The organism is Dyadobacter linearis (genome assembly GCF_907165045.1).
Classification (GTDB): domain Bacteria; phylum Bacteroidota; class Bacteroidia; order Cytophagales; family Spirosomataceae; genus Dyadobacter; species Dyadobacter linearis.
This window is the reverse complement of the sequence record NZ_CAJRAU010000009.1, coordinates 49,027-75,578: the sequence shown is the minus strand read 5'-3', so window position 1 is coordinate 75,578 and position 26,552 is coordinate 49,027. Positions and strand designations below refer to the sequence as shown.

At 44.8% G+C, this 26,552-nt stretch carries 23 protein-coding genes; 15 read left to right on the top strand and 8 right to left on the bottom strand.

The window, feature by feature from the left end:
- Positions 1-18 precede the first annotated feature (18 nt).
- The gene (locus KOD92_RS23795) at positions 19-225 is read right to left on the bottom strand and encodes a hypothetical protein (RefSeq protein ID WP_215236119.1); all 207 of its coding nucleotides are present in this window, start codon (positions 223-225) and stop codon (positions 19-21) included.
- Between the two features lie 172 nt (positions 226-397).
- On the opposite strand from KOD92_RS23795, the gene lipB reads away from it, so the two are divergent.
- The 10 genes from lipB (at position 398) to KOD92_RS23745 (ending at position 11,697) form a co-directional block, all read left to right on the top strand.
- Positions 398-1,120 (top strand): lipoyl(octanoyl) transferase LipB, encoded by a 723-nt coding sequence (gene lipB / locus KOD92_RS23790; protein WP_215236118.1) that lies wholly within the window; start codon positions 398-400, stop codon positions 1,118-1,120.
- Positions 1,121-1,123: 3 nt separating this feature from the next.
- Positions 1,124-1,537, top strand: coding sequence for a hypothetical protein (locus tag KOD92_RS23785; RefSeq protein ID WP_215236117.1), 414 nt, complete (start codon positions 1,124-1,126; stop codon positions 1,535-1,537).
- A gap of 279 nt (positions 1,538-1,816) precedes the next feature.
- Complete coding sequence (locus KOD92_RS23780; protein ID WP_215236116.1) at positions 1,817-2,551, top strand: 3'-5' exonuclease; 735 nt, start codon at positions 1,817-1,819, stop codon at positions 2,549-2,551.
- Between the two features lie 50 nt (positions 2,552-2,601).
- Complete coding sequence (gene rnr / locus KOD92_RS23775; protein WP_215236115.1) at positions 2,602-4,968, top strand: ribonuclease R; 2,367 nt, start codon at positions 2,602-2,604, stop codon at positions 4,966-4,968.
- A gap of 64 nt (positions 4,969-5,032) precedes the next feature.
- On the top strand, positions 5,033-5,404 hold the full coding sequence (locus KOD92_RS23770) for a GxxExxY protein (RefSeq protein ID WP_215236114.1): 372 nt from the start codon (positions 5,033-5,035) through the stop codon (positions 5,402-5,404).
- An 85-nt stretch (positions 5,405-5,489) separates the two neighbouring features.
- The gene (locus KOD92_RS23765; protein ID WP_215236113.1) at positions 5,490-6,377 is read left to right on the top strand and encodes a 3-keto-disaccharide hydrolase; all 888 of its coding nucleotides are present in this window, start codon (positions 5,490-5,492) and stop codon (positions 6,375-6,377) included.
- Between the two features lie 3 nt (positions 6,378-6,380).
- Positions 6,381-8,045 carry a gliding motility-associated ABC transporter substrate-binding protein GldG gene (gene gldG / locus KOD92_RS23760; protein WP_215236112.1) on the top strand — a complete coding sequence of 555 codons (1,665 nt, stop codon included), beginning with the start codon at positions 6,381-6,383 and terminating at the stop codon, positions 8,043-8,045.
- Between the two features lie 103 nt (positions 8,046-8,148).
- Positions 8,149-9,273, top strand: coding sequence for a DNA polymerase III subunit beta (gene dnaN / locus KOD92_RS23755; RefSeq protein WP_215236111.1), 1,125 nt, complete (start codon positions 8,149-8,151; stop codon positions 9,271-9,273).
- 178 nt (positions 9,274-9,451) lie between these two features.
- Positions 9,452-9,826, top strand: a complete 375-nt coding sequence (locus KOD92_RS23750; protein ID WP_215236110.1) for a BlaI/MecI/CopY family transcriptional regulator — start codon at positions 9,452-9,454, stop codon at positions 9,824-9,826.
- A 2-nt stretch (positions 9,827-9,828) separates the two neighbouring features.
- Positions 9,829-11,697 (top strand): M56 family metallopeptidase, encoded by a 1,869-nt coding sequence (locus KOD92_RS23745; protein WP_215236109.1) that lies wholly within the window; start codon positions 9,829-9,831, stop codon positions 11,695-11,697.
- A gap of 14 nt (positions 11,698-11,711) precedes the next feature.
- Here KOD92_RS23745 and KOD92_RS23740 read toward each other — a convergent pair whose 3' ends face one another.
- Entirely contained in the window at positions 11,712-12,779 is a 1,068-nt protein-coding gene (locus tag KOD92_RS23740; RefSeq protein ID WP_215236108.1) for a ferredoxin--NADP reductase, read from the bottom strand.
- Between the two features lie 134 nt (positions 12,780-12,913).
- Positions 12,914-14,143 carry a pyridoxal phosphate-dependent aminotransferase gene (locus tag KOD92_RS23735; RefSeq protein WP_215236107.1) on the bottom strand — a complete coding sequence of 410 codons (1,230 nt, stop codon included), beginning with the start codon at positions 14,141-14,143 and terminating at the stop codon, positions 12,914-12,916.
- Between the two features lie 186 nt (positions 14,144-14,329).
- On the opposite strand from KOD92_RS23735, the gene KOD92_RS23730 reads away from it, so the two are divergent.
- Positions 14,330-15,856, top strand: a complete 1,527-nt coding sequence (locus KOD92_RS23730; RefSeq protein WP_215236106.1) for an RtcB family protein — start codon at positions 14,330-14,332, stop codon at positions 15,854-15,856.
- Between the two features lies 1 nt (position 15,857).
- Here the strand turns inward: KOD92_RS23730 and KOD92_RS23725 are convergent, their stop codons facing one another.
- Both KOD92_RS23725 and KOD92_RS23720 read right to left on the bottom strand, forming a co-directional pair.
- On the bottom strand, positions 15,858-16,160 hold the full coding sequence (locus KOD92_RS23725) for a hypothetical protein (RefSeq protein WP_229254816.1): 303 nt from the start codon (positions 16,158-16,160) through the stop codon (positions 15,858-15,860).
- Between the two features lie 18 nt (positions 16,161-16,178).
- A complete protein-coding gene (locus KOD92_RS23720; protein WP_215236105.1) occupies positions 16,179-17,390 on the bottom strand; it encodes an NADP-dependent isocitrate dehydrogenase in 1,212 nt (403 codons plus the stop codon).
- 115 nt (positions 17,391-17,505) lie between these two features.
- Here KOD92_RS23720 and KOD92_RS23715 point away from each other — a divergent pair, with 115 nt between their 5' ends.
- Positions 17,506-18,084 (top strand): 5-formyltetrahydrofolate cyclo-ligase, encoded by a 579-nt coding sequence (locus tag KOD92_RS23715; RefSeq protein ID WP_215236104.1) that lies wholly within the window; start codon positions 17,506-17,508, stop codon positions 18,082-18,084.
- Positions 18,085-18,259: 175 nt separating this feature from the next.
- Positions 18,260-19,270, top strand: a complete 1,011-nt coding sequence (locus tag KOD92_RS23710; protein ID WP_215236103.1) for an aspartate-semialdehyde dehydrogenase — start codon at positions 18,260-18,262, stop codon at positions 19,268-19,270.
- Between the two features lie 152 nt (positions 19,271-19,422).
- Here KOD92_RS23710 and KOD92_RS23705 read toward each other — a convergent pair whose 3' ends face one another.
- Positions 19,423-20,640: an NADH-quinone oxidoreductase subunit D gene (locus tag KOD92_RS23705; protein WP_215236102.1), complete on the bottom strand. Its 1,218-nt coding sequence runs from the start codon at positions 20,638-20,640 to the stop codon at positions 19,423-19,425.
- A gap of 2 nt (positions 20,641-20,642) precedes the next feature.
- Positions 20,643-22,211: a glycoside hydrolase family 10 protein gene (locus KOD92_RS23700; RefSeq protein WP_215236101.1), complete on the bottom strand. Its 1,569-nt coding sequence runs from the start codon at positions 22,209-22,211 to the stop codon at positions 20,643-20,645.
- 314 nt (positions 22,212-22,525) lie between these two features.
- On the opposite strand from KOD92_RS23700, the gene KOD92_RS23695 reads away from it, so the two are divergent.
- Positions 22,526-24,340 carry a glycosyltransferase gene (locus KOD92_RS23695; protein WP_215236100.1) on the top strand — a complete coding sequence of 605 codons (1,815 nt, stop codon included), beginning with the start codon at positions 22,526-22,528 and terminating at the stop codon, positions 24,338-24,340.
- 46 nt (positions 24,341-24,386) lie between these two features.
- On the opposite strand, the gene KOD92_RS23690 is transcribed toward KOD92_RS23695, so the two are convergent.
- The gene (locus KOD92_RS23690) at positions 24,387-25,550 is read right to left on the bottom strand and encodes an ATP-binding protein (protein ID WP_215236099.1); all 1,164 of its coding nucleotides are present in this window, start codon (positions 25,548-25,550) and stop codon (positions 24,387-24,389) included.
- Positions 25,551-25,698: 148 nt separating this feature from the next.
- Here KOD92_RS23690 and prmA point away from each other — a divergent pair, with 148 nt between their 5' ends.
- The gene (gene prmA / locus KOD92_RS23685) at positions 25,699-26,541 is read left to right on the top strand and encodes a 50S ribosomal protein L11 methyltransferase (RefSeq protein ID WP_215236098.1); all 843 of its coding nucleotides are present in this window, start codon (positions 25,699-25,701) and stop codon (positions 26,539-26,541) included.
- The last annotated feature ends 11 nt before the right edge of the window (positions 26,542-26,552 follow it).

Here is a 26,552-nt window from a genome sequence, read left to right as displayed (position 1 = left end):
GTTGTAATGGCGAGAACCTTATAATTCACGGAAAAGATCTTCCGCGTCCTTTGCAGCAAGCCTACCCTTTTTTATCAGATGCATTTCATTGACTGCGTCACCAACGTCTTCTAGAACCTTAGCCTGAAACTTAGAAAGGGGCTTAGCCTTAACGAAAGGAAGTCTTTGTAAAAGACCCATCACGAAACCTGCCTTGCTGTCTTTGATGTCTAGCATTACTTTCATTTCAAAATAGGTTTAACTGTAAACTTGCTCCAAACGAACATTTTAACTGGAAATGAGTGTTAGTATTTCAGATACTTCTGTCCGCGGTATAGGTTTAGACGTTGCCTTTTTATAAAAGTCACGCGATTTCAGAAGTAAAACAAAAAAATAATTGGCAAGTTTCAATATTTCAATGAATACCCTCATCAATAAACAGGTAACCTTCCGGGATCTCGGACTGATTGACTATCAGGAAGCGTGGGATTATCAGGAACGGATTTTTGCTGAAACGCTCGCTTTAAAGACTCAAAACCGCATATTAAGCGACGCAGAGAAAGTATTGACCCCCAACATCCTGCTTTTTTGCCAGCACCCTCACGTTTATACGTTGGGCAAAAGCGGCAAACCAGAACACCTGCTTTTGTCGACAGAAGATTTGACTGCGAAACAGGCGAAATACTACAAAATCAATCGCGGCGGAGATATTACCTACCACGGGCCGGGCCAGATAGTAGGCTACCCGATCCTTGACCTGGACAATTTTTTTACCGATATTCATCTATATATGCGGATGCTCGAAGAGGCGATTATCCGCACGTTAGCAGATTATCAAATCGATGCCGGAAGAATCAAAGGCTTGACGGGCGTGTGGCTTGATCACGAGGCGCAGGTGAATCCAAGAAAAATTTGTGCATTGGGCGTAAAAGCCAGTCGCTGGGTTACCATGCATGGATTTGCGCTAAATGTGAATACCGACTTGTCCTATTTCGGAAATATCGTCCCCTGCGGCATTGAGGATAAGGCAGTGACATCGATGCAGAAAGAGTTGGGAAGAGAAGTCAGCATCGGCGAAGTTTCCAATATTTTAAAAACCCATTTGGCAGATTTGTTTCAGATGGATTTAACAGACGAATAAAGAATGAAGAAAGATATCATATTTCACCCCGTAAAGGGAATACAGGTTGCGATTGTCAGAAGTATTAATGCGGAGGAAGGTGAAGAATGGAATGTAATTGTGATCAACAAGAATGACGAGCCGGTCACGAATGTATTCGTCACTTCAAAAGGATACGGGAACAGCGAGCTGGGTAATGATTTTAATCAGAAAACATCGACGCTCAGGCACTTTTTCGCAGAGATCGGGCCGGGCGCACATGTAGTGGTGGAACCGATCATGCCGGACGTTTTTCACCTTAATAACGAATTCTGGGTCAGCTACTTCATCGGAAATCAGATCTACGATAAAAAGTTTATATTCGTCCCCGACAGCATTATAGAAGCCAACCTGATCCCGATCGAACCACTTGGTTTGCAGGGAGTTTTGCATCATTGATTTGGGGGGGTATTGGGGGTCATTGGTTTGTCATTGGTAGTCACTGGTTGTCATTGGTGGTCATTAGTAGTCACTGGTTGTCATTGGTGGTCATTGGTTGTTCGGGGTTGTTCGGGGTGGTTCGGGATTGTTCTTGGGTAGTCAGGTTTTACATTTATTTAGTATTCACTATAAATGACAATAAGTGGCTATAAATGACGACAAATGACAACCAATGACAATAAATGACTAACACTGACGACATTTCACCCAAACCGTCTAACCATAACCCAACACACTATGACAGAAGATTTTAAAAGACGCATTAAGAATTTCCTTCTCCTTGACATTGAGACAGTTTGTTCGCACGCTTCCTATGAACAGCTGCCCGATCGGATGCAGAAACTTTGGGACAAAAAGGCGGTAAGTCTTAAACGGGGCGACGATTCTCTCACTAATGCAGAACATTTCTACGACCGTGGCGCTATCTACGCGGAATTTGGAAAGATTATTTGCATTGCATTCGGCGCTTTTTACTGGAATGAAAATGAGGAACTTGCATTTAAAGTAAGCAGCTTTTCGGGCGACGACGAGGCTGATTTGTTGCGGCAGTTTAAAGCATTGATTGAAAAATATCCCGCAGACCAACTTATACTTTGCGCGCATAATGGCAAGGAATTTGACTTCCCGTTTCTCTGCCGCCGCATGCTGATCCATTGCATTGAAATACCGAAAGCACTTCAAATGACTGGCAAAAAACCGTGGGAAATCCTGCACCAGGATACGATGGATCTATGGAAATTCGGGGATTACAAGAGCTATACTTCGCTCGATCTGCTGGCTGCTGTTTTCGATATTCCCGGCAGTAAAAACGAAATGAGCGGCGACCAGGTCACCAAGGTATATTATGAAGAAAATGATCTGGCAAAAATTTCCCGATATTGCAGGGAGGATGTAGTCGTGCTGGCACAGCTTTATTTGCGTTTGCATTGCTTCCAGGCTGTTCAGGAAGAGAACATTACCAGGGTCGGCTGACTCTGCACCCGGCGGTCTTGACAGGTTGCCAGGTATTAATTTAAAGAATAATGAAAGATAAAAAAGTAAAAAATAAGCCCGAAAGGGAAAAGAAGGAGCAAAAAGCTCCTCATCATATTGTTTCCTATATTGATAATTTGAAGGCAGATATAGCCGCATTCTTCGATCTGAACGGTGGTCAGGAGTTTCGTCCGTTCGACGTTCACGATCATTTTGGGGTACAGGATAAAAAAGTGAGAGTGCTTTTTAATGAGATATTGCACGAACTCGAACAGGCGGGCCGGATTACGTATCATAAGAATGGTACCTATTCCGCAGGCGCAAATAAACCTGTAAACAAAGACCTGACAGGCCGCGTAGACCGTGTGAACAAATCGTTTGCATTTGTGATCGTGGAAGGGCGCGATGACGATATTTACATTGAATCCGAGCTGCTGAATGGTGCGTGGGATGGGGATATTGTTTCTGTTCAGACATTAAGTAAAAACAGTCGCAACTCAGGCAGGAGTGATTCCGGTAAAAGTCGGGTTGAAGGCCGGGTAACGGATATTATAGAGCGGAAAAATGCGGATATAGTCGGTATCATCGAGATCAATCAGCGCTATGCCGTTGTGCAGCCCGATAACAAGAAACTTTTCGACCCTATTTTCATTGAACCGGAAGAAACCAAGGATGCCAATACCGGAGATAAGGTCATTGTAAAAGTGAAGGAATGGCCGACGAGAAGGAGCCAGGCGGCGGGTGAAATTGTGACGGTACTGGGCAAGGCGGGAGATAATGATGTAGAAATGCATGCGATCCTGGCGGAGTTTGGCTTGCCTTACCATTTCCCCGAACACGTTGAAGCAGAAGCGAATAAGATTTCTGATAAGATATCGAAAAAGGAGATTTCAAATCGCCGGGATATCCGCGACTGGCTCACATTCACGATTGACCCGGTAGATGCCAAAGATTTTGACGATGCATTGTCTGTGAGATATTTGGATGATGAAGTGGTGGAAGTAGGCGTACATATTGCCGACGTTTCGCATTATGTGCTACCAAATACCGAACTGGAAAAAGAAGCTTATCGACGGGCAACTTCCGTATATCTGGTCGACAGAACGGTTCCTATGCTTCCGGAAAAGCTCTCTAATAACCTTTGCTCGCTAAGACCAAATGAAGATAAGCTCGCGTTTTCGGCCATATTTGAGATCAGCCCGAAAGGTAAGTTGCTGAAAGAATGGTTTGGCAGGACGGTAATCCACTCGGACAGACGTTTCAGTTACGAAGAGGCGCAGGCTGTGCTGGACTCTGGTGAAGGAGACTTTCCAAACGAATTGGCTACACTTAACAAACTCGCTAAAATCCTTCGTGCAGAGCGTTTCAAAAAAGGAGCGATCAACTTTGAGACTCCGGAGGTACGCTTCAAACTGGACGAAAACGGAAAACCGCTGGGGATATACCAGAAAGAGCGCCACGATTCCAACAAGCTGATCGAGGAGTTTATGCTGCTCGCCAACAAGCGGGTTGCCGAATATGTGTATTCTTTGTCAAAGGATGAGAATAAAAACACGATGGTGTACCGTATTCACGAAGCGCCGGATATTGAAAGGCTGAAAACGTTTGCCACTTTCGTCGGCAAGCTGGGCCACAAGCTGGAAGTGGAGGAAGAGAATAAGATCGCCAAATCCATGAATGCGATGCTGGCCCGCGTTGAAGGAAAACCGGAACAAAATCTGATCGAATCACTTGCAGTCCGAACGATGGCGAAGGCGCGGTATTCAACTCAGGATGATGGGCACTTTGGTCTGGCATTCGAGCGATATTCGCATTTCACATCCCCGATCCGTCGATATCCTGACGTAATGGCACATCGCCTTTTACAGCACTATCTTGATGGCGGCGCCAATGTAAATCCGGAAGAGTACGAAAGTGCAGCAAAGCATTCCTCTGAACGCGAGCGGCTTGCGGCAGAGGCTGAGCGCGCTTCAATTAAGTATAAGCAGGTTGAATTCATGAGCTCCATGGATCCTGACGCAGAATTCGACGGGATTATTACGGGCGTGACTGAGTTTGGGATTTTTGTAGAGATCACGGAAACCGCTTCGGAAGGATTAATTCGTATGACTGACCTTGGCGATGACTATTATGAGCTGGATAAAGAAAATTACAGGATCATTGGTCAGCGCACAAAGAAGATTTACACTTTTGGAGATCAGGTAAAGGTAAAAGTGAAAGATACCAACCTCGCCCGCCGCAGTATGGACCTTTATCTCGCAGGAACTATACCTTCCCCAAGCCGTGAAAACAGAGGAGGCCGCTCGAATGTCCGTAAACCAGCGGTGCACGAATCGCGCGCACCAAGGTCTTCACGCGGAAATAAAAAATCCAGTAGTTCATCGTCAGCAGAGAAGCCCAAGCGGAAACGGAGGTAGTGATCCATTTCCAATGTGACTTAATCCCAACTCTTTCGTCTAAGTATATAAAGTCTTAGACAAGATGGAATTATTTCACAAAGAAGAAGCGTATCAGGTGATCGGACAGTGTATGGAAGTGCACAATGAACTCGGCCATGGTTTCGCAGAGATCGTTTACAAGGATGCGCTAGAACTCTGTTTTTCTCAAACGCGGATATATTACGAGCGCGAGAAAGAGTATCTCGTTTATTTTCGCGGTATTCTACTCCGGCATAGATTCTATGCTGATTTTGTGGTATTTGATAAAATTATTTTGGAAGTGAAATGTGTGTCCTGCCTGACAAATGAACATATCTCACAAACTATTAATTATTTGAAGGTTTCAGGTAACAAACTTGGATTGCTTGTGAACTTCGGGCGTGGTAGGTTAGAATATAAGCGATTGGTTCTTTAATTTTCGCCACGAATACACGAATTCCACACGAATGCATTAGTGTATATTAGTGCATTCGTGGCAAATAAATATCAACCATTCGCTCATGCCCACAAAATTCATTCTTTTCCTCCTACTTACGTCCCTCACTTCCTTCGCACAAAAAGCTGCTGATAAGGAAGACTGGAAATCGATTTTTAATGGTAAAGACCTGACTGGCTGGGATATTAAGATCGCGGGGCACAAAGTCAACGACAATTACAAGAATACGTTTATCGTTGAGGACAATATGATACGCGTGAATTACAAGGAGTATGATCGATTTACCACAGAATATGGACACATGTATTATAACAAGCCGTATTCTCACTATAAAATCAGATTACAATATCGTTTTACCGGAAACCAGGTGCCGGGCGGCGCTTCGTGGAATGTAAGAAACAGCGGAATTATGCTACATTCACAGCCGGCCGCAAGCCTGGGACTTGACCAGGATTTCCCTATTTCGCTGGAAATGCAATATTTGGGAGGACTGAATGCTGGCGAACGAAATACAGGAAACATTTGCACCCCGGGCACAATCGTAGACATTAACGGCAAGCTCGATGAGGCGCATTGCATCAACTCCACTTCCAAAACATACAATGGCGATCAGTGGGTGAATGCAGAAGCGATCGTGCTGGGCGATTCCATTGTGTATCACCTGATTGAAAAAGATACGGTACTTGTATTTACCAAACCCAGAATCGGCGGCGGTTATGTCGGGAAAAATCACACCTTCAAAGATGGCAAAGTGGGTAGTGAAGACGAATGGGTAAAAAAGGACGGCACGCCTCTGGGCAGCGGATATATTGCGCTGCAGGCTGAAAGTCACCCGATTGATTTCCGGAATATTGAAGTGCTCGAATTGAAGGGATGCATGAACCCCAAAGCTATTAATTACAAATCATACTACGTAGAGCCTGATAATCAAGCTTGTAAGTTCAAGAAATAGCATATGCTCGTAAAAAGTACAATTCTTCGGATTGTCCTGCTAATAACCTTTCTGGCTGGTCTTAACTGGCTGGCTTCCCTGTTTTTTTTCAGACTGGATCTCACCGAAGACAAGCGTTACAGTATTTCCGAAGCCACAAAAGAACTTCTGGGTAGCCTTGAAAAAGATATTATTGTCAATGTATACCTGTCAGGTGAATTTCCGGCAGGTTTCGAAAGACTAGAAAGTGCAACCAGGGAGACGCTTGAAGAATTTAAGACATTCTCCAATGGACATTTAACTGTCAATTATTCTGACCCTTCAAGCGCGACGAGCGAAGATCAGCGGCAAAAGCAATATATGAACCTGGTGGATCGCGGATTGACTCCAACCAATGTTTTTGCAAATGAAGATGGAAAGCGAACTGAAAAGATCATTTTCCCCGGTGCTATCGTTCAGGCCGATACCCTCGCCGTGCCCGTGCAGCTATTAAAAGGAAACAAAACGAGCTCTTCCGAAGATCAACTGAACCAGTCTTACGAAGGCGTTGAGTTTGAACTGGCTTCGGCGATCCGGCTGCTGGCAAATCCTGACAGGAAGAAAATAGGCTTGATTGTAAGCCATACCAAAATTTCTCCTGCCCGACTGAGCGATCTGATCGCGACGATCCAGCAGCATTATGATGTATTCCTGGATATGAACAATCCCGAGTCCTATGACGGACTTGACGCACTGCTGGTTATGAAACCGGACAGCGCATTTTCAGACGATGACAAGTACAAGCTCGACCAATATGTGGTTTCGGGCGGAAAGGCGATGTTTTTTATCGACGGGGCAAAAGTGGATAGTGTGAGTCTGGACGGAAATTATGCACAGCCAAATGACCTTAATTTAAATGATCTGTTTTTCAAATGGGGAGTGCGCGTCAATACCAATTTGATCAAAGACCTCAATTGTGCTGATATTTTACTGAACGTAGGAACCCGCGGCGACGCCCCCGAAATCAAGCCACTACCCTGGCGATTCTATCCGTTGTTAAACAACTTTGGTCCGCACACGATCACCAGAAATTTGAACGCAGTTTACACCAGATTTTTGAGCAGCATTGATACGGTTGGCGGCGCGGCTAACATTCAGAAAATGCCGCTGATGTTCACTTCTCCGTACACGCAGGTAGTAAATGCGCCTGCATTGGTAGGCTATAACGAAGCCCGGAAAGATCCGGAGGCTTCCGAATACAGAGGCGGAGCAAAACTGGCGGCTGTGCTTCTGGAAGGATCATTTAATTCTCTATTTCAAAACCGCATTCTGCCAAACGACCCGCGATCAGCTAAGTTTAAAGGGGAAGGGAATGGGGGAAAAGTGATCATCTGCTCAGATGGAGACGTGATCGTCAACGATTTTGACTACAAAAGAAATGCTCCTCTGCCACTGGGTTACGATCGCGTTTCCCAGCAAACTTTCGGCAATAAGGACTTTGTAATGAATGCGTTGGACTACCTTACTGACGCAAATGGGCTGATCAGTGCGAGAAATAAGGAGATCAATATCCGCGCACTCGACAAGATCAAATTACAGGAAAACAGGAAATTCTGGCAGGGGCTCAACCTGCTTCTCCCGATTGCGCTCATCGGGATCTTCGGCGCCCTGAGATACTATCTTCGGCTACGAAAATTCACCAGAATTTAGGGTACTTCGTCCGGTAATTTTTCTATTTTTGTTCCCTACAAAACGATTTTCGGGCTGTGGCCAACCCTATATATTTCACATTTAAACACTTACGTCACGAATTATGAAGTTTGTCGTTTCGTCATCAGTTCTACTCAAACAGCTATCTGCTATCAACGGTGTCGTTTCAACGAACCCAATAGTACCGATTCTTGAAAATTTTCTGTTAACGTTGGATGGTAACTCGCTGACGGTAACCGCCTCGGACCTTCAAACGGTTATGATCACCGAAATTGAAGTGGAATCTTCTGAAAAAGGCGCTATCGCGATTCCTGCAAAATTGTTGCTGGATACGCTGCGCGGACTTCCTGAGCAGCCGATTACATTACAGGTAAATGGCGAAACCTTTGGAACCGAGATCATTTCGGACAATGGCCGCTACAAACTGTCTGGTGAAAATCCGATTGATTTTCCTAAAACACCGGCTGTCAATCGCGGTCAGTCTGTGGAATTCTCTTCTTCTGCCTTAGGATCTGCGATTGCCAATACACTTTTTGCAACCAGTACTGACGATCTTCGTCCGGCCATGACAGGTGTTTTCGTTCAAATGGGAACAGAGAATGCGACGTTTGTAGCAACTGACGGTCACCGCCTGGTTCGTTACCGCCGCACAGATATTAAGTCGGATGTGGACACTTCGATGATCATTCAGCGGAAAGCGCTGAATCTGCTTAAATCTTGCTTGCCTTCTGAGGATTTGCTGGTTAAAGCAGAATTTACCTCATCAAATGCATTTTTCAGTTTTGGAAATATCCGCATGATATGCCGTTTAATAGACGAGCGTTTCCCGGACTATGAAAATGCGATTCCTACTAACAATCAGAATACACTTACGATCAGCAGAATGGAAATTCTGAGTTCGTTAAGACGTATTTCTATTTATTCAAACCGCACTACACATCAGGTTCGTCTGAAAATGTCACTGAATGACCTCGTGATTTCTGCAGAGGATCTCGACTATTCAAATGAAGCCAATGAAAGGTTAATGTGTGAGTACAATGGTGAGGATCTGGAAATTGGTTTTAATGCTAAATTCCTGATCGAGGTACTAGGTAACCTTTCAAGCAAAACAATCACATTTGAACTTTCCGCTCCAAACCGTGCTGGCTTAATTATCCCCGTCGATCAGGAAGAAAATGAAGATATTCTGATGCTGGTGATGCCCGTAATGCTGAATACCTACGTATAGAATTAACTTCAAAACATATTTGGTCCGACACTTCTGTGCCGGACTTTTTTGTTTGTGCCTTACATTCAGACAGTTACAATTCGAAATAGCTAACTACGAAAAAAATCGTACTTAACGCTTGCATCTACGATTTTTTTCGTAGACATTTGGTACGAAGAATCGTAACCATTTTTCTATTATGTATATTAAGCCCACTGATTCTGAATTAGAGATCTTGAATTTCTTATGGCAAGCTGGCCCCAGCACCGTCAGAGCAGTTCATGATGCCCTCGCCGCAACGAAGGATGTTGGTTATACGACCACTTTGAAACTTATGCAGATCATGCACGACAAAGGCTTGCTCTACCGGACAGAGCAAGGAAGGTCGCATATTTACGTCGCACTATTAGGAAAAGAGGAAACGCAACAAAATTTGCTGGGCAAATTAGTAGACACCGTATTCCAGGGATCTGCTGCGCAAATGGTCATGCAGGCGCTGGGGAATCATACTACATCTCCGGAAGAATTAAATGAGATTCGTGAATTGTTAAATAACCTTGAAAACAATCGGTAGCTATGAAATCGATCTCAACTTTTGTGTCAGATTCTGTTATCTCAGCTTTCGGCTGGACTTTGGTACACTCCCTGTGGCAGGCAACTGCATTGCTGATAATTAGTCTGGTTGCATTCTACGTTCTCCGGAAGAAATCAGCTAGTATCAAGTATCTCGCTGGGGTGAGTCTGCTCTTCGGTCAGGTTGTCGCTTCTATTATTACATTTTTCTATTATCACTCCAAATACTCCTCCCCCCTACCCGGCCTAAGCAATACAGTCTCGCTGAACAAATCGAATCTGAACAGTCTCGCTCAATCAGGGTACGAGTTTCCGATCAGTTTAAAAATACAGTTCTGGCTCACTTCTCATTTGCATGAGTTGGTCGTTTGCTGGGTAATTGGCGCTGCAATGCTATTGATCCGTTTTCTCGGAGGCTGGCTTTTTACTGAAAAGCTACGCGCTCAGGCTCGCGTAGTGATGGACAAAGAGTGGCGGGCAAGGCTAGGCGTGATTGTCGCGAAGATGAATATTGCCAAATCAGTAGATTTCAAGGAAACATCTAAAATATTGACACCGATCGTGATCGGTACTTTAAGCCCGGTCATCCTGGTTCCAATAGGCTTTCTGTCAGGATTTTCAACAGCACAGGTTGAAGCGATTCTTGCACACGAACTTGCCCACATTAAGCGAAATGATTATCTGATTAATCTGTTTCAGTCATTTGTCGAAGTGATCTTTTTCTTTCACCCTGCTATCTGGTGGCTTTCTGACAGGATCCGTGCCGAGCGCGAGCATTGCTGTGATGATATTGCGCTGGCAGTTTGTGGAGATAAAATGTCGCTGGCGCATGCACTGGTAAAAGTTGCGGAATGGCAAACCGCCCCTCGGGTTGCAATGGCTTTTGCTTCAAAAAAACCATTATTGCTCAGCAGAGTGCAGCGCGTACTCGGTATTTCTCCAAAAACTTCCAGAACAAACGGAAGCTTGCCGGTCCTGTTCTTTCTTATCACATTGGCTGTCAGCATTTCGGTGTATGCAGTAGCTCAGAAATCCGAAAAACCACAAGAAAAGAAAGTAGTCAAACAAACTGCCAAGAAAAAAGCAAAGCAACCTTTATTGGTGGAAGTATCCGGTGAAATTATCCAGATTCCTGATGAGGAAATCCCGGAGGATATTGCGCTCCATATTGAAGGATTGCTCGAAGAGTCGGCTGTACTGCATTTGAACAGTGATTCACTCGAAAGAAAAATGTCCGAAATCAGTCGCAGGATGCACGCCATAAATTCAGAAATGGAGCCTTTTCTACGCAGAACTGAGGAAATTCACCTGGAAATGGAGAAGCAGAATTTCGAGGTAGAGCGGGTTGAAAGAGAATTGGAGAAGATCGAATGGAAAAAAGAGCGTGCGCTTGAATCCAGATCGGAGCTAATGGAAAAGCGGTCTTCGCTTCTTGACAGAGGAAATAAAACGAACCAATCCAAACTAACGGATACGGATCTTGATAAACAACTGGCTGATTATGAACAACAGATCAAAGTTGTGGAACAAACTATCTCAGAACTGAACACGCAAATTTCAGCGGCCAGAAAGTCGCAGTTTGAAGCAGAGATGCCAAACCGAAAACTGGAAGCGGAAGCGGAGGAAGTGAATGCGAAAATTGAAGAACTGAGCCAGAAACTGGGAGCGGAAGCAATTAATATGGAGAAACTGGAAGTAGCCGCCCGCCCGAGATCAGCGGGAATGTCACACGGTACTGGCAAAATACACAATCGCCGCGGGCTGGCTCCACCGCCTCCGCCACCGCCGGTACCAGCAAAAGTAGCGAAACCTGCAAAATCACCAATCGCGCCGCCACCTCCACCAGCACCTCCCAAGAAAAGAGGGAATTGACAGCAATTAAAAAATTACTCGACTTCAATAATTACATCGTCCGTCAATGGGCGGGTGACGCAGGTGAGAATAAATCCGGCATCTCTTTCTCCCTGCGTCAACCCCTCATCCTCATCCATTTGTACAGTTCCGGAAACGCACCTGCCCATACAGGCCGTGCACATACCCGCCTGACAAGAATAAGGTAAGTCAATATCCATATTCAAAGCAGCTTCCAGCACAGTTTCGTGCGCTTTTACAGAAACCTTGTATTCAGTACCTTCATAAAAAACGGTTACTTCTCTGGTTTTATAGGTATCGTCTTCTGCCACGATCACCTCGCCCGGCTGGCTTGAAGAAGTAGTCACAAAACTTTCTCTCCGCACTTTTTGATCAGGAACTGCTAAAATTGACAATGCACGTTTGGCTTCATCGATCATATCGTCTGGCCCGCAAAGAAAATATTCCGCCTCACTTGCCTTTAAATCAGATAGTTGACCTAATATTTTCAGAATATGCGTTTTGTTCAGCCTACCTATTTCTCCTGTCCAGCTGTCGCCTGGCTGGCTGAGGGTATGTACAACCTGGAAACGGTCACCGTATTTCTCTTTTAAAGCCTCAATTTTTGTTTTGAAAATAATAGAATCTTCATTGCGACTGCCGTAAATCAGGAATACCTGGCTTTCCGGCTCCACAATTAGAACTGATTTTAGTATTGAAAATAAAGGAGTTATCCCGCTTCCCGCACCAACAAAAACAACCTGCCTAATCTGATCATCTTCTTGTTTCGGGAAAAAAGAGCCCATCGGTTCTACTGCTTCCAGGATATCACCTTCCTTGATCGTATCCAGCAACATATTGGAAGCAAATCCGCCCGGAATGCGCTTGATCGTAACAGCCAGCGAAACGTCGGTATAAGGCGAGCTCGACATTGAATAGGATCTTCTCACCTTTGTTCCGTCTTCCATTGGTAACAATAATGTGAGAAACTGGCCTGGCCTGTAAGCAATTACCTCATTCAGCGGATGCCAGAAGTGGATTGTTGATGCCTCTTCCGTTTCCTTTTCTACCTCCTTAACTTTCAAAAAATAGTGCTTGCTCATGGTCTTTTGGCTATTAGCTTTTAGCTATTGGCTTTTAGCGGGTAGCTTTTAGCGGGTAGCTTTTAGTATTGTTGAATATAAATGCAAAAGCCTCACAGGATAACACCTATGAGGCTTTTTTCATTTCCTGATTTCTATTTTAAAGTTGCAACTGCATCTTTAATGCGTTGCACAGCTTCTATAAGAGATTCGTCTGATGCGGCAGTTGAAATGCGAATGCAATTCGGCGCACCAAATCCTGAACCTGCTACGGTTGATACGTAAGAATTATTAAGCAGCCAGTTACAGAAATCGTCGGAGTCTTTAATGGTAGTTTCTCCGTCTGATTTTCCGAAATAATAGCTCACATCCGGGAATGCGTAGAATGCGCCTTGCGGTACATTTACTTTAAATCCTTCAATGTCCTTCAACAAACCAACAACCAGGTCACGACGGCGGTGATAAGCTTTTGCCATTTCTATCGAAGGTTCCATTGGCCCGTTAAAAGCAGCGGTAGCCGCTTTTTGAGCAATTGAGTTGGTACCGGAAGTAACCTGTCCCTGTAATTTCTCAACACCTTCGGCGATCCATTTGGCGGCTGCAATAAAACCGATCCGCCATCCTGTCATCGCATAACCTTTTGCAACACCATTAACAGTAATCACGCGTTCCTTCAAAGCCGGAATAGAACCAATACTGAAATGGCCTTCGTCGGTGAAGTTGATATATTCGTAGATTTCGTCAGCCAGCACGTAAACACCTTCGTGTTTTTCAAGTACCGCAGCGATTTCTCTAAGTTCTGTTTCTGAATACACTGCTCCTGTCGGATTGTTGGGAGAAGCGTACATTACAATTTTCGTTTTTGGTGTGATGGCAGCTTCCAGTTGTGCAGCGGTAACTTTGAAATCATTTTCAAAAGCACCGTCCACAATTACCGACTTACCTTCTGCCAGCTTCACCATTTCGGAGTAACTTACCCAGTAAGGTGCAAAAATCACAACCTCGTCGCCTGGGTTGACCAGAACCTGGATCACATTCGCCAAAGAATGTTTGGCGCCTGTGGATACCACGATGTTTTCTGGCTTCCAATCTATATTATTATCACGTGCCAACTTATCAGCAATTGCTTTGCGCAGATCAGGATAGCCTGCAACCGGAGAATAGCCGTGGAAACCATCATCGATAGCTTTCTTGGCTGCCTCGCAAATGTGCTCAGGCGTCTTAAAGTCTGGCTCACCTACACTCAGACTGATTACTCTGTGACCTTTGGAGGCTAGCTCCCGGGCCATTTTGGTCATCGCCAGCGTCGAAGATTCTTCGAGGGCGTTGATGCGGTCGGCCAACATACGTGTTTCCAACCGGGTTTGCTCTGCTACTGCGGACATTGCAACAAAAATTGAGTTAAAGAAGGTACTGCGATCTGTATCAACAAATTGCCCGCAAAGGTACGGGTTTTTTACAGTTGTGCGGTTTAAAGCAAATAAAGATTTTTCAAATATTTCCGTTACCAATTCAATGAATGTTCGTATTCATTAATAATCATGTAACAGTTCACACTAAAAAATGAATTTATGGAAACTGAGATCATAATCGAAGAGCTGAGATTTTTGGCAAATATTCCACAAAAACTGGATAATGATTTTCTGAGAATAGCGAACGGACTTCACCAGCGGGGAAAATATACGAAGGAGAAAATTTTTGTGATGCTGGTAAAAATGATCCACAGTCCGAAGAAGTATGCTCTTTCCAGAAATAAACTGACCAATCTCGCCAAAACTGTGTATGAACTTAAAAAGGGTGGCAACGAAATCACTTTGACAGATGACGGAAAAGAGCTGCTGGTAAATGAAGAAGCTGTTTTGACATTAGCACAAAAGGATTCGCAGCAGGGAAAACAGTTTGATTTGCGGGAAGAAAAGCTGCATTATGCTGTTTTTGGCAAAGAACAGATAGAAGAAGGCGCGTTATTGCAAATGGAAACTGCGGTTAGTTTGCCCATTTCTATTGCCGGCGCATTAATGCCCGACGCACATCAGGGCTATGGTTTGCCAATAGGTGGAGTGCTTGCTACTGAGGCAGATAAGGTGATTCCTTATGCTATCGGTGTTGATATTGCCTGCCGGATGTGCATGTCCGTTTTTGACATCTCGCCCGACTATCTGAAACGCGAGCCGCATCTACTGAAAAAGATATTGCTGGAAAACACAAAGTTCGGAATGGGTGGAGAGACCGGGCGCAAGTTTGACGACAGCGTAATGGACCGGCCGGAATGGGGAGCAACGAAGATTATTCGGAACCTGAAAGACAAAGCTTACCGGCAACTGGGCAGCTCGGGCACTGGGAATCATTTTGTGGAATGGGGTATTACCGAAGTTTTTGAAGACGATCCGCTGCTGGATTTACAGAAAGGGATCTATTTATCCCTACTGTCTCATTCCGGTTCAAGAGGTTTTGGCGGAAATATAGCCAATCATTATTCCAAATTGGCTATGCAGAAAACCGTATTGCCCAAGCAGGCTGCCCACCTGGCGTGGCTGGATTTGAATACCGAAGAAGGCCAGGCATACTGGATTTCGATGAACCTGGCGGGGAACTATGCGTCGGCCAATCACCACGAAATTCATAATAAGATAGCAAAGCAACTCGGTGAAAAGCCTATTAAAATGATTGAAAACCACCACAATTTCGCCTGGAAGGAGCAACTGGCAGATGGAAGGGAAGTTATTGTCCACAGAAAAGGTGCGACGCCGGCTGGAAAAGATGAGTTGGGTATTATACCCGGCTCGATGAGTCAGCCGGGATATGTAATTCGCGGGAAAGCGAATGCAGCTTCCATTAACTCTGCCTCACATGGAGCCGGGCGCCTTATGTCGCGAAACAAAGCATTTACAAATACTACCAGAAGCGAAATGGACAGGATTCTGAGAGACGCTGGTATTGAGCTTATAGGGGGAGATTTGGACGAGTCGCCAATGGTCTACAAAAACATCGATCAGGTAATTGCCGCGCAAAATGACCTCGTTTCAGTACTCGCGAAGTTCTCACCAAAAATTGTAAGGATGGCAGACGCAAATAGGAAAGAGGGGCGGGAGGATTAAACTATCGGATTCCGAGTTCCGATTTCACATCTTCCAAACTGTGCCAAACTTTCGTTTCACCTTTTGTTCTCAAAGCTGATAAATAGTCCGCTAAATCTTCAATGCTATCAAAGTCTGACAATTCGTTTATCAGACTTTCGTATTCTTTAATAGGCAAAAGAGCAAACTTCGGGGTTCCAGCCTCTTCTACTATTTGTGCATGTAAGTTCATTTGTAATGGTATCTTTCTTAGCTTCTTACAAGTTGCATACAATATCCATCTAAACAAAAAGGCTACTAATCCATAGATCAGTAGCCTTTTCATATTTTAAACTACTCAGAATTACGCCAGAGCAGCTTTCAGATTCTGATCGATCGCTTCGAGGAATTCTTCTGTGTACAGGTAGTGGTCACCGTGTTTCACGTCGTTTCCGAAAACGTTGATCGCCAAATCTTTGGTCATTTTGCCGCTTTCTACCGTTTCGATACATACTCTTTCCAAAGCATTTGCGAAGTCGATTAATGGCTGATTGTCGTCCAGTTTACCGCGGAATGCCAAACCACGTGTCCAGGCAAAGATTGATGCGATTGGGTTGGTAGAAGTTGGTCTTCCTTTCTGATGCTCGCGGTAGTGGCGGGTTACAGTTCCGTGCGCAGCTTCTGCTTCCATTGTTTTGCCGTCTGGCGTAACCAATGTTGAAGTCATCAGACCCAATGAACCAAAACCTTGCGCAACTGTATCTGACTGAACGTCACCATCATAGTTTTTGCAAGCCCACACAAAGTTACCTTCCCATTTCAATGCAGAAGCAACCATATCGTCGATCAGACGGTGCTCATAATTCACTTTTCCAGCATACTCAGCATCATACACTTCCTGGAAAATATCCTTGAAGCGGCCGTCGTATTTTTTAAGGATCGTGTTTTTTGTAGAAAGGTACAAAGGCCAGCCTTTGTCCAAAGCCACATTAAAGCAAGAACGTGCAAAACCACGGATCGATTCGTCAACGTTGTACATCGCCATCGCTACACCAGGTCCCTGGAATTGGTACACCTCGTGCTCGATCACCTGTCCGTCTTCGCCTTCAAACTTCACTGTCAATTTTCCTTTGCCAGGAACAATGAAATCTGTCGCGCGATATTGATCACCAAACGCGTGACGGCCAACGATGATCGGCGCAGTCCAGTTTGTTACTAAACGTGGTACGTTTTTCATCACGATCGGCTCGCGGAAAACGGTTCCATCCAAAATGTTACGGATAGTACCATTCGGCGATTTCCACATTTGTTTCAGATTGAATTCTTTAACGCGGTCTTCGTCAGGAGTGATTGTTGCGCATTTGATACCAACACCAAATTCTTTAATCGCATTGGCTGCATCAATTGTAACCTGGTCATTTGTCTCGTCGCGGTACTCAACGCCCAGATCGTAATACTTGATATCTACATCCAGATAAGGTAAGATCAATTTTTCTTTGATAAACTTCCAGATGATGCGGGTCATTTCATCGCCATCGAGTTCTACAACAGGATTGTCAACTTTAATTTTGCTCATGTCTTAAATTCTATACAATAGTTAAAGATTTGAAATCAAACCGTGAAAGTACAAACAAATGAATAAAAAGGCGGGAATTTCATCAACTTGCGTGGGAAAAAGACGGTTATTTCTAATGAAAAAGGCTGAATTAAGAAAGGAGTTTTTACAAAAAAGAGAAGATGCCGACGGGCTTTGGTTGGTTGAAAAAAACGCATTGATCACCCAAAATCTTGAAAAATATCTTCTGAAAAATACATTTGAGACCCTGCACACATTTCTGCCTCAGCTAAACTCCCGCGAGGTGCATACGTTTTATATTATTGAATTGTTACGCATTACTTTTCCGGAGATGCGCATTGTAGCTCCTTATATTATTCCCGGCACGAAGGAGATGAAGCATTTTTTGTTAACTCCTGAGGGTGAGTTCGTTGTTAACCGGTGGCAAATTCCTGAACCCGATCCCGGTACTTCCGAGTCAGTTTTACCAAAAGAAATAGATATCGTCCTCGTTCCGCTGCTTGCATTCGACCGAAAAGGTTACCGCGTCGGCTACGGTGGCGGTTATTATGATCGGTTTCTGGCTCAAACCCGCTCTGACTGTGTTAAAATCGGCCTTTCCATGTTCGACCCTATTGACCAGATCTCTGATATTGATGAATTCGACATTCAGCTGGACCTATGCATTACCCCTGATCAGATCTATGAATTTTAGCAGGAAAATTCTGTGTTCTCACTTATGAGCAGCGTCAACTATGTTCTTATTTATTGAATTTAAATAGTTTAATCAGGGATTCCGGGAGTTATAACTAAATTTTCGTCGTAAATTTGCGGCACTTTTTGCCTGTTGGCAAGAGCCAAAATTTTTATCCATTTAATCAAATGCAAGAATGAAAATCGCAGTAGTAGGCGCTACCGGTTTGGTAGGCGGCGAAATCCTCAAAGTGCTCGAAGAGCGTAATTTCCCAGTGACGGAATTGTTAGCTGTCGCATCAGAAAGATCTGTTGGTAAGGAAGTTACATTCAAGGGTAAACAGGTCAAGGTGATCGGTTTTGAGGAAGCGATTGCAGCTAAACCTGAAATAGCAATATTCTCAGCTGGCGGCAGTACTTCTCTTGAACTTGCACCACGATTTGCAGAAGCCGGAATTACAGTTGTTGATAACTCCTCAGCATGGAGAATGGATCCTACGAAAAAACTCGTAGTACCAGAGATAAATGCAACCGAGCTGACCAAAGAAGATAAGATTATAGCAAACCCAAACTGCTCAACCATTCAGATGGTGGTGGTTTTGAATCCTTTGCACAAAAAATATAAGATCAAACGGGTTGTTGTTTCTACCTACCAATCTGTAACCGGAACAGGTAAGGCAGCAGTTGACCAACTCTTCTCAGAACGCGCAGGCGACCACAGTAAAGGCAAAGTGTACCCGCATCAGATCGACCTGAATGTGCTTCCTCATATTGACGTATTCCTGGATAACGGGTATACAAAGGAGGAAATGAAAATGACGAACGAAACGAAGAAGATCATGAGCGATGACAGCATTGCTGTTACTGCTACAACGGTTCGCATTCCAACGATCGGAGGTCACTCCGAGGCGGTGAATATCGAGTTTGAAAATGAGTTTGACCTGGCCGAAGTTCGCCAGATACTTGCTGATACAGAAGGTGTTGTGGTTCAGGATGATCCGAAAAACGCTTTGTATCCAATGCCGTTAACTGCGCATGGAAAAGACGAAACTTTTGTAGGCCGCATCCGCCGCGACGAATCACAAGCTAAAACGCTGAATTTATGGATCGTAGCTGACAACCTACGCAAAGGAGCAGCAACAAATGCAGTTCAGATTGCGGAGTTTTTAGCAAAGAACGAATTAGTAGGTGTTCCTCAGGAAGCGTAAGAATTCAAAGTATTTTAATGAAGAAGAGCTGCTGAAAGGCGGCTCTTTTTTGTGCACCCCTAAATCCCCTGAAGGGGACTTTACGTTTTAATCTGGATGAATGTATAAGCCCCCTCCCAGGGGGTTGGGGGTTTGCCAGTCCCTGGTTCGGGCTACCTATCCACTTCACCCATTACAACATCAATCGACCCGATAACTGCTACTAAATCGGCCAGTAGGGCTCCTTTTGTAATTTCACCAATTACGGAAAGGTTATGGAATGAGCAGGAGCGCGCCCGGCATCTGACAGGAATATCAGATCTTCCGTCGGTCCGGAAATAGAATCCAAGCTCCCCTTTTGGGTTTTCGGCGCGGACGTAGAAATCCATTGCCTTTGGGCGGATTTTTTTTGGAACAATAGCCTGAGGATCGAAATCTCGGGTTCTTTTGTAATCGTTGGTTAGCTGGACCAAACTTTGCTCGATCAGCTTGACCGATTCCTGGCATTCCAGTACCCGCACCCACGTCCGGTCCCAGCAGTCGCCGACTGTACCCATTTTCCCCTCGCCGATCGGAATTTCGAAGTCGAGCTCCGGATAAACCGAGTAACCATCTACTTTCCGTAGATCGTATCGCAAGCCCGAGCCGCGCAGCATAGGGCCCGTGCAGCCGTAGTTGATCGCTACTGGTAGAGGCAGAACACCAACGTTGGCTGTACGCTGGATGAAGATCTTGTTATCCACAACCAGTTGCTGCAACTCTACCAACTTCGGTTTGAGATATTTGATAAATTCGAGGCAACGCTCTTCAAATCCTACCGGCAAATCATAGAATAGCCCGCCAATCCATATATAATTGTAAAGCATTCTCGACCCGCAGGTCCATTCCAACAAACGGAGTATCTGCTCGCGGTCGCGCATCATCCATAAAAATGGCGTATACGCGCCAATATCCATTGCGTAAGTGCCCAATGCAACAAAGTGAGACGCCAGCCTGTTTAATTCAGCCACCACGACCCGGATATATTCAATCCTTTTAGGAATATCATTTTCAATACCCAGCATGCGCTCCACACCCATAACATAGGAATGTTCCGAGTTCATCGACGCTACATAATCAAGACGGTCTACGTAGGGTATAATCTGATTAAATGGCAGAGATTCTGCATGCTTTTCAAAACACCTGTGCAGGTAACCTACGTGAGGGATCACATCTACCACCACTTCTCCATCAGTCACTACTTCCAATCGCAGAACTCCATGAGTAGAAGGATGTTGGGGCCCCATATTCAGCACCATTTCCTCAGTACGAAGATTTTCGGACTTGTATTTGGTGGGAACAGAAACAGTCAGGTATTCCTGCTTGTATTCGTATTGAATGGAGTTGCTCATACTTAAAATCTGACTAGTTTCTGATCATGTACCTCGACCTTTAACGGGCCGATCGGTCTGCCTTCATTATGAAGGCGGTCAACCGCTGTTACATAGTAAACATATCTCTGGCCGGATTCGGCACTGCTGTCAATAAATTTTTCTCCCTGGTAACACATTCCGATAATTTTCCGCGGATCGTGGCCCGAACCCTTTTCTTCGGGAAGAAAACGGTAGATTACATAATACCAAGCGCGGTCGCCGTCAGAAGCGGCATCGGGCTTTTCCCACGTCAGTTCCAGTCCTTTCGACAGCAATGTCGCCTTCAAACTTCTTGGTGAAAGTGGCGGAACCTGATCTTTCCAGGGCATAGTAGGTATTAATGCGGGATATCTGAAAAGATCGCGGCGCAGTGAATCAACAAAACCCAGACTATTTCCTTTTAAAGATCTTGAACTGAAAAATATCTCCCCATCGGTTTCGCTTTCTCTCGAATACCTGATCTGGCCGGGCATTTCCTTAGGATTGGACCAATGCGTATCCCTGTCTTTGTAGCCCACGCGATAGGCGCCCATTCCTATATATAAGTGCCTATCGAAACGATTTTCAGTCCACCAGTCTACCAGATTCCGGTAGGGTACCCTATTAAAACCCGATGAAAAGTAAACCTGGGGGGCAATGTAATCGATCCAACCTTCTTTGACCCACTTCCTGCTATCAGCAAAAAGATCATCGTAGGAAGCAAGCGCGCCGTAAGTTTTAGAGCCCTCGGCATCACGGTCTTTATTTCTCCATACACCAAAAGGACTAATGCCGAATTTCAGCTTCGGCTTCAATTCCTGCAATGCATCATGAATTTGTTTTACCAATAAATCCACATTGTGCCTCCGCCAGTCCGCTTTACTTGTAAATCCTGCTCCATATTTCCGGAAAGTACCTTCATCCTGGATCACCTGGCCGGGCGAAGCGTACGGATAAAAGTAATCGTCGAAGTGAATGCCGTCGACGTCGTAATTCCTGGCGACGTTTACTGTCATATCGGTAATGAACTGCCTCACTTCCGGGATCCCGAAGTCGAATAATTTGTACCCGTCATAAGTAAGGATCCATTCGGGGTGCAGGCGGCTCATATTCTCAGAGGAAACACTGGTGGAAGATTTGTGAACGAGCCGGTTCAGGTTAAGCCAGGCATGAAATTCAAGTCCGCGTTTGTGCGCCTCTTCAATCATAAAATCGAGCGGGTCCCACATCGGTTCCGGCCGCCTCCCCTGCCTCCCCGTGAGCCACTCAGACCACGGTTCGGGACTCTTCGCATAAAACGCATCTCCCGCCGCACGTACCTGCACGAAAACTGCATTCATTCCCACCTTTTTATGAAAATCAAGAAGATTTGAGAATTCTTCCTGCTGCTCGCCTGGTATAAGATTTTTACTGCTGGGCCAATCGATGTTATCAACGGTTGCAATCCAAACTGCCCTGAATTCTCGTTTTGGAGGCAATGGATTGTCAATTTCAGTAGTCTGCGCGATGCAACTTTCCAGCGAGAATAGGATCACAGAAAAGAAAAGCGCAACTATTTTAATTTTTTTCACTATCTGACCAATGCAAAATGTTAATCCAATCAAAGTAACGTAATTTGGAACAAAGTTAGCTGACAAGAGACTTAAATTCACGCGGAGAAGCTTGCCTATACCCTTCTGAACGCGATACAGAGAGATTTATGTATTCTTGTCTTTGTTATATTTCGCTCATTTTTAGCGCTGTTGCACAGGAAGAATCAATGCCGCGATTATTGTAATTGTGAATTATTTTTCTGCATATTTATTGTGTAATTACAAGGTTTTTTGTGATAAAAATAAAAGCCCTGGCCTTGTAATACTGGTAACGTTTAAACATACATCCCATATTGGAACCTTTTGTTAAAACCACTAAGAAAAACGTCCTGTTTGAAATTGCATGGGAGGTTTGTAATCAAGTTGGAGGAATATACACTGTTATAAGAACCAAGGTGCCCGCTATGGTCGAAAAGTGGGACGACAACTATTTTTTGCTGGGGCCCTATTTTGAGAAAAAGGCATCGTCTGAATTTGAGGCTATTACCGATCTTGACGATTCGCCCGCGGGCCGTATTGTTAAACGAATGCGTGAAATGGGCTACGCGGTGCACTATGGCTACTGGCTGGTAACCGGAAAACCCAGAGTAGTACTTTTCGACCTCGACAGCGTTGCGAAAGACCTGGACGCGATCAAATTCAACCTTTGGGAAAAAAGCCGCATTCCTACTATAAACGTCGAGCCGCTGGTTAACCAGACCTTGTGTTTTGGTGAAATGGTGCGCCTGTTCCTGAAAGAATATGCGGAGGATAATGCCAAGCGCGAAGAAATTTTTGCCCAGTTCCACGAATGGATGGCGAGCAGCGGGCTACCTGAACTGAAACGCGACAATGTAAAAGTGGCGATGACATTTACCACCCACGCTACCATGCTGGGCAGGTATCTGGCGCAGAATGTCTCCGGTTTCTATAATAAATTACCATTTTTCGATTGGGAACAGGAAGCCAAAAACTATGGTATCCTCGCTCAATGTTCGGTAGAAAGGCAAGCCGCACTTAATGCGCATGTACTGACTACGGTGAGCGACGTTACTGCCCGTGAATGTGAAGTATTCCTCGGCCGAATGCCCGATCTGGTGACGCCAAACGGTCTGAATGTAGTTCGTTTCCAGGCAGTTCACGAATTTCAAAACCTGCATTTAAAACACAAGGAAAGGATACACGAATTTGTCCTGGGGCACTTTTTCCCGAGCTATTCATTTGATCTTGACAAAACACTTTACTTTTTTACTTCGGGGCGTTATGAATATAGTAACAAAGGTTACGACCTTACTCTCGAAGCACTGGCGCGCCTGAACTGGAAAATGGTGCAGGCGAATATGGATATGACGGTCGTGATGTTCATCGTGACCAAGCAACCTTATTATTCCGTCAATCCTGACGTGCTGCAATCGCGGGCGGTTTTGAACGAATTACAGGAAACGTGTACTGCGATCGAAAAAGAGGTGGGAGAAAAGCTTTTCCTCGCGACAGCTGCGGGAGCCGATCACAAAATGCCCGATTTGAATCAGTTTGTAGATGAATACTGGCGCCTGAGATTGAGAAGGACGATCCAGAGTTGGAAAACTGAGAAACTTCCTGCATTCGTAACCCACGATCTGAAAGAGGAAGACGGCATTACCGATTTTTGCAAGAAAGCAAACCTGATCAATAATGAGCGGGACCGGGTAAAAATCGTTTATCACCCCGACTTTATTTCTTCTACTAATCCGCTATTTGGTCTGGATTACGGACAATTTGTTCGTGGCTGTCACCTGGGTGTATTTCCAAGTTACTACGAACCATGGGGTTATACGCCCCTTGAATGCGTCGTGCGCGGCGTTCCCACAGTGACGAGCGATTTGTCGGGTTTTGGAGATTACATTATGCAGATTATGCGGGATTACGAAAACCGCGGTATTTATGTGATCAACCGGAAATCACAAACTTTCTCGCAAGCCGCCGACCAGCTGGCGGATATTCTTTTCAAATTCGTAAGAATGCAGCGCCGCGACCGCATTATGCAGCGAAACCGCGTCGAAAATATCTCCGACGTTTTCGACTGGACCAACCTGCGATCCTACTACGATACGGCGCATGATCTGGCGGCGAAGAGGAGGAAGCCTTGATAATTATAGATTGGTTGAAAAAGCTCGCGAATGCGGGCTTTTTTGTTTAAAGGGCTTCTTTCAGGTAATTACTAAATGTGCTAATACTGCAAACCTGAATATTCTCTTTTAGTCTAAAATCCTCGGCAGAAGGTGTGACAATTAATAATAAAGGATTACCCAGATCTTGTTGTGCAACACTATTGCCGCGGCTCAAGGTGGGGCTATTGGTATATTTAATTTCAATCGCAAGCTTCACATTATTGCCTTTTACCAGCACAAGATCAAGCTCGGCACCGTCCTGAGTGCGGTAGAAGTAGGGTTTTACATTAAAAGGCAGCGCTGCTATAACTTGTTGGATAACATAACCTTCCCACGAACTGCCTACAATGATATTACCTGTCAAATCTTCCATACCTGTTATGCCTGCAAGGGAATGCAGCATACCAGAATCCCTGATGTAGATCTTGGGAGTTTTGACCAGCCGCTTGCTCACATTCACATGCCAGGGCAACAATCGTCGAATCAAAAAGGCATTTTCGAGATAGTCAAGGTATGTTTGAATGGTAGGAACCGACATCTTGAGCGAATTCGCCAATTGCGATACATTAAGCAATCCACCATGAACACTCACTAACATATTAACAAGCAACCTCACATTGACCGGATTTCCTGGAATACCCAGCAATGGCAAATCTCTCTCAATATAGCTGCTGATAAAATCAGCCATTTTCCTTGCCGAGGAGCGGTCTGTCGCAGCCTGTAACATAGCGGGATATCCTCCCCGCAGCCAGTGAACTGCATAAGAAATTTCATTTTTGACTTCTTCCAGCAGAAGTGGATGGAGTTCCAAAAAAGCGATCCGGCCGGCGAGCGTTTCAGAACTGTTCTTTAGCAAGTCCGGTGAGGCAGATCCTAATAATATAAATCTTCCCGGCACCCGATTTCTGTCTATCAAAGACCGCATTAAGGGAAAAAGGGACGGCATTCTTTGAATTTCATCAAGGATTATGATGCTCTCCCGCCTTTCGTCCAGATATAATTCCGCATCTTGCAATCGGATTAAATCCGCATTTGATTCCAGATCTAGATAAATGGAAGGTTTGCCAAATTGATCCAGAAAACTCTTTATCAAAGTTGTTTTCCCGACCTGACGGGGGCCTAGCAATGCGACTGCCGGATTATCGGATAATTGCTCTAAAAACTCCTCTTCGATGACGCGACTGAACATATTTCATTATTTTAATACCGTAAATTTAAAGTTTAATTTTAAAATACCGGTATTAATTTTCTGAATTAGCTCTAAATCAAATGTAAATTTCAATCAAAACGCAGATTCTTATTACCTTTTCCAGTATCAAAAACGATATTACAAACACATGAACTACATAGAAGTTGCTCTGAACGTTGAGCCGGATTATTCGGAGATATTAGTAGCGGAGCTGGGGGAGTTGGGTTTTGAATCTTTTGTGGAGACGGATGAAGGCTTGCTGGCTTACATTCAGGAAGGTGATTTTGATGAAACTGAACTACAAAATATCGTCGCCAAATACCTGGAATTGACTGCAATAGCGGCTACCTGGAAATCGTTAGAAAGAAAGAACTGGAATGAGGAGTGGGAGAAAAGCTACGAGCCGATTGAAGTCGGTAACCAGGTCCGGGTGAGGGCCGTATTTCATAAACCGGATCCTGCATTTACGTACGATCTGCTGATTCAACCCAAAATGTCTTTCGGTACCGGGCACCACGAAACTACCTGGCTGGTGATGAACGAGCAGCTGAGCCTGCCTCATCAGGGATTGGCAATTATGGATGTAGGCTGCGGAACGGGTATTCTGGCCATTTTAGGCGCGAAACTGGGCGCAGTAAGTTTGCTTGGATTCGATATCGATGAATGGGCGGTCGAGAATACGGTCGAGAATTTTGAAATGAATGAGCTCTCCGCGGAAACGGAAGTATTTCAGGGAACGATCAGTAAAGTGCCTGAGGGAAAGATGTTTGGGGGAATACTGGCGAACATTAACCGCAATATTCTCCTCTGCGAAATTCCAACTTATATACAACACCTGGAACCGGGAGGCTGGCTGGTAACAAGTGGATTTTACGAAGTAGACCAGCCCGATATTGAACAATGCGCCATTGAGAACGGCCTGAAAAAACTGAGATCAAATACACGTAACCAATGGGCGACCGTTGTATTTGAAAAAGCGAAAATCGAGTAGATTAATCGACA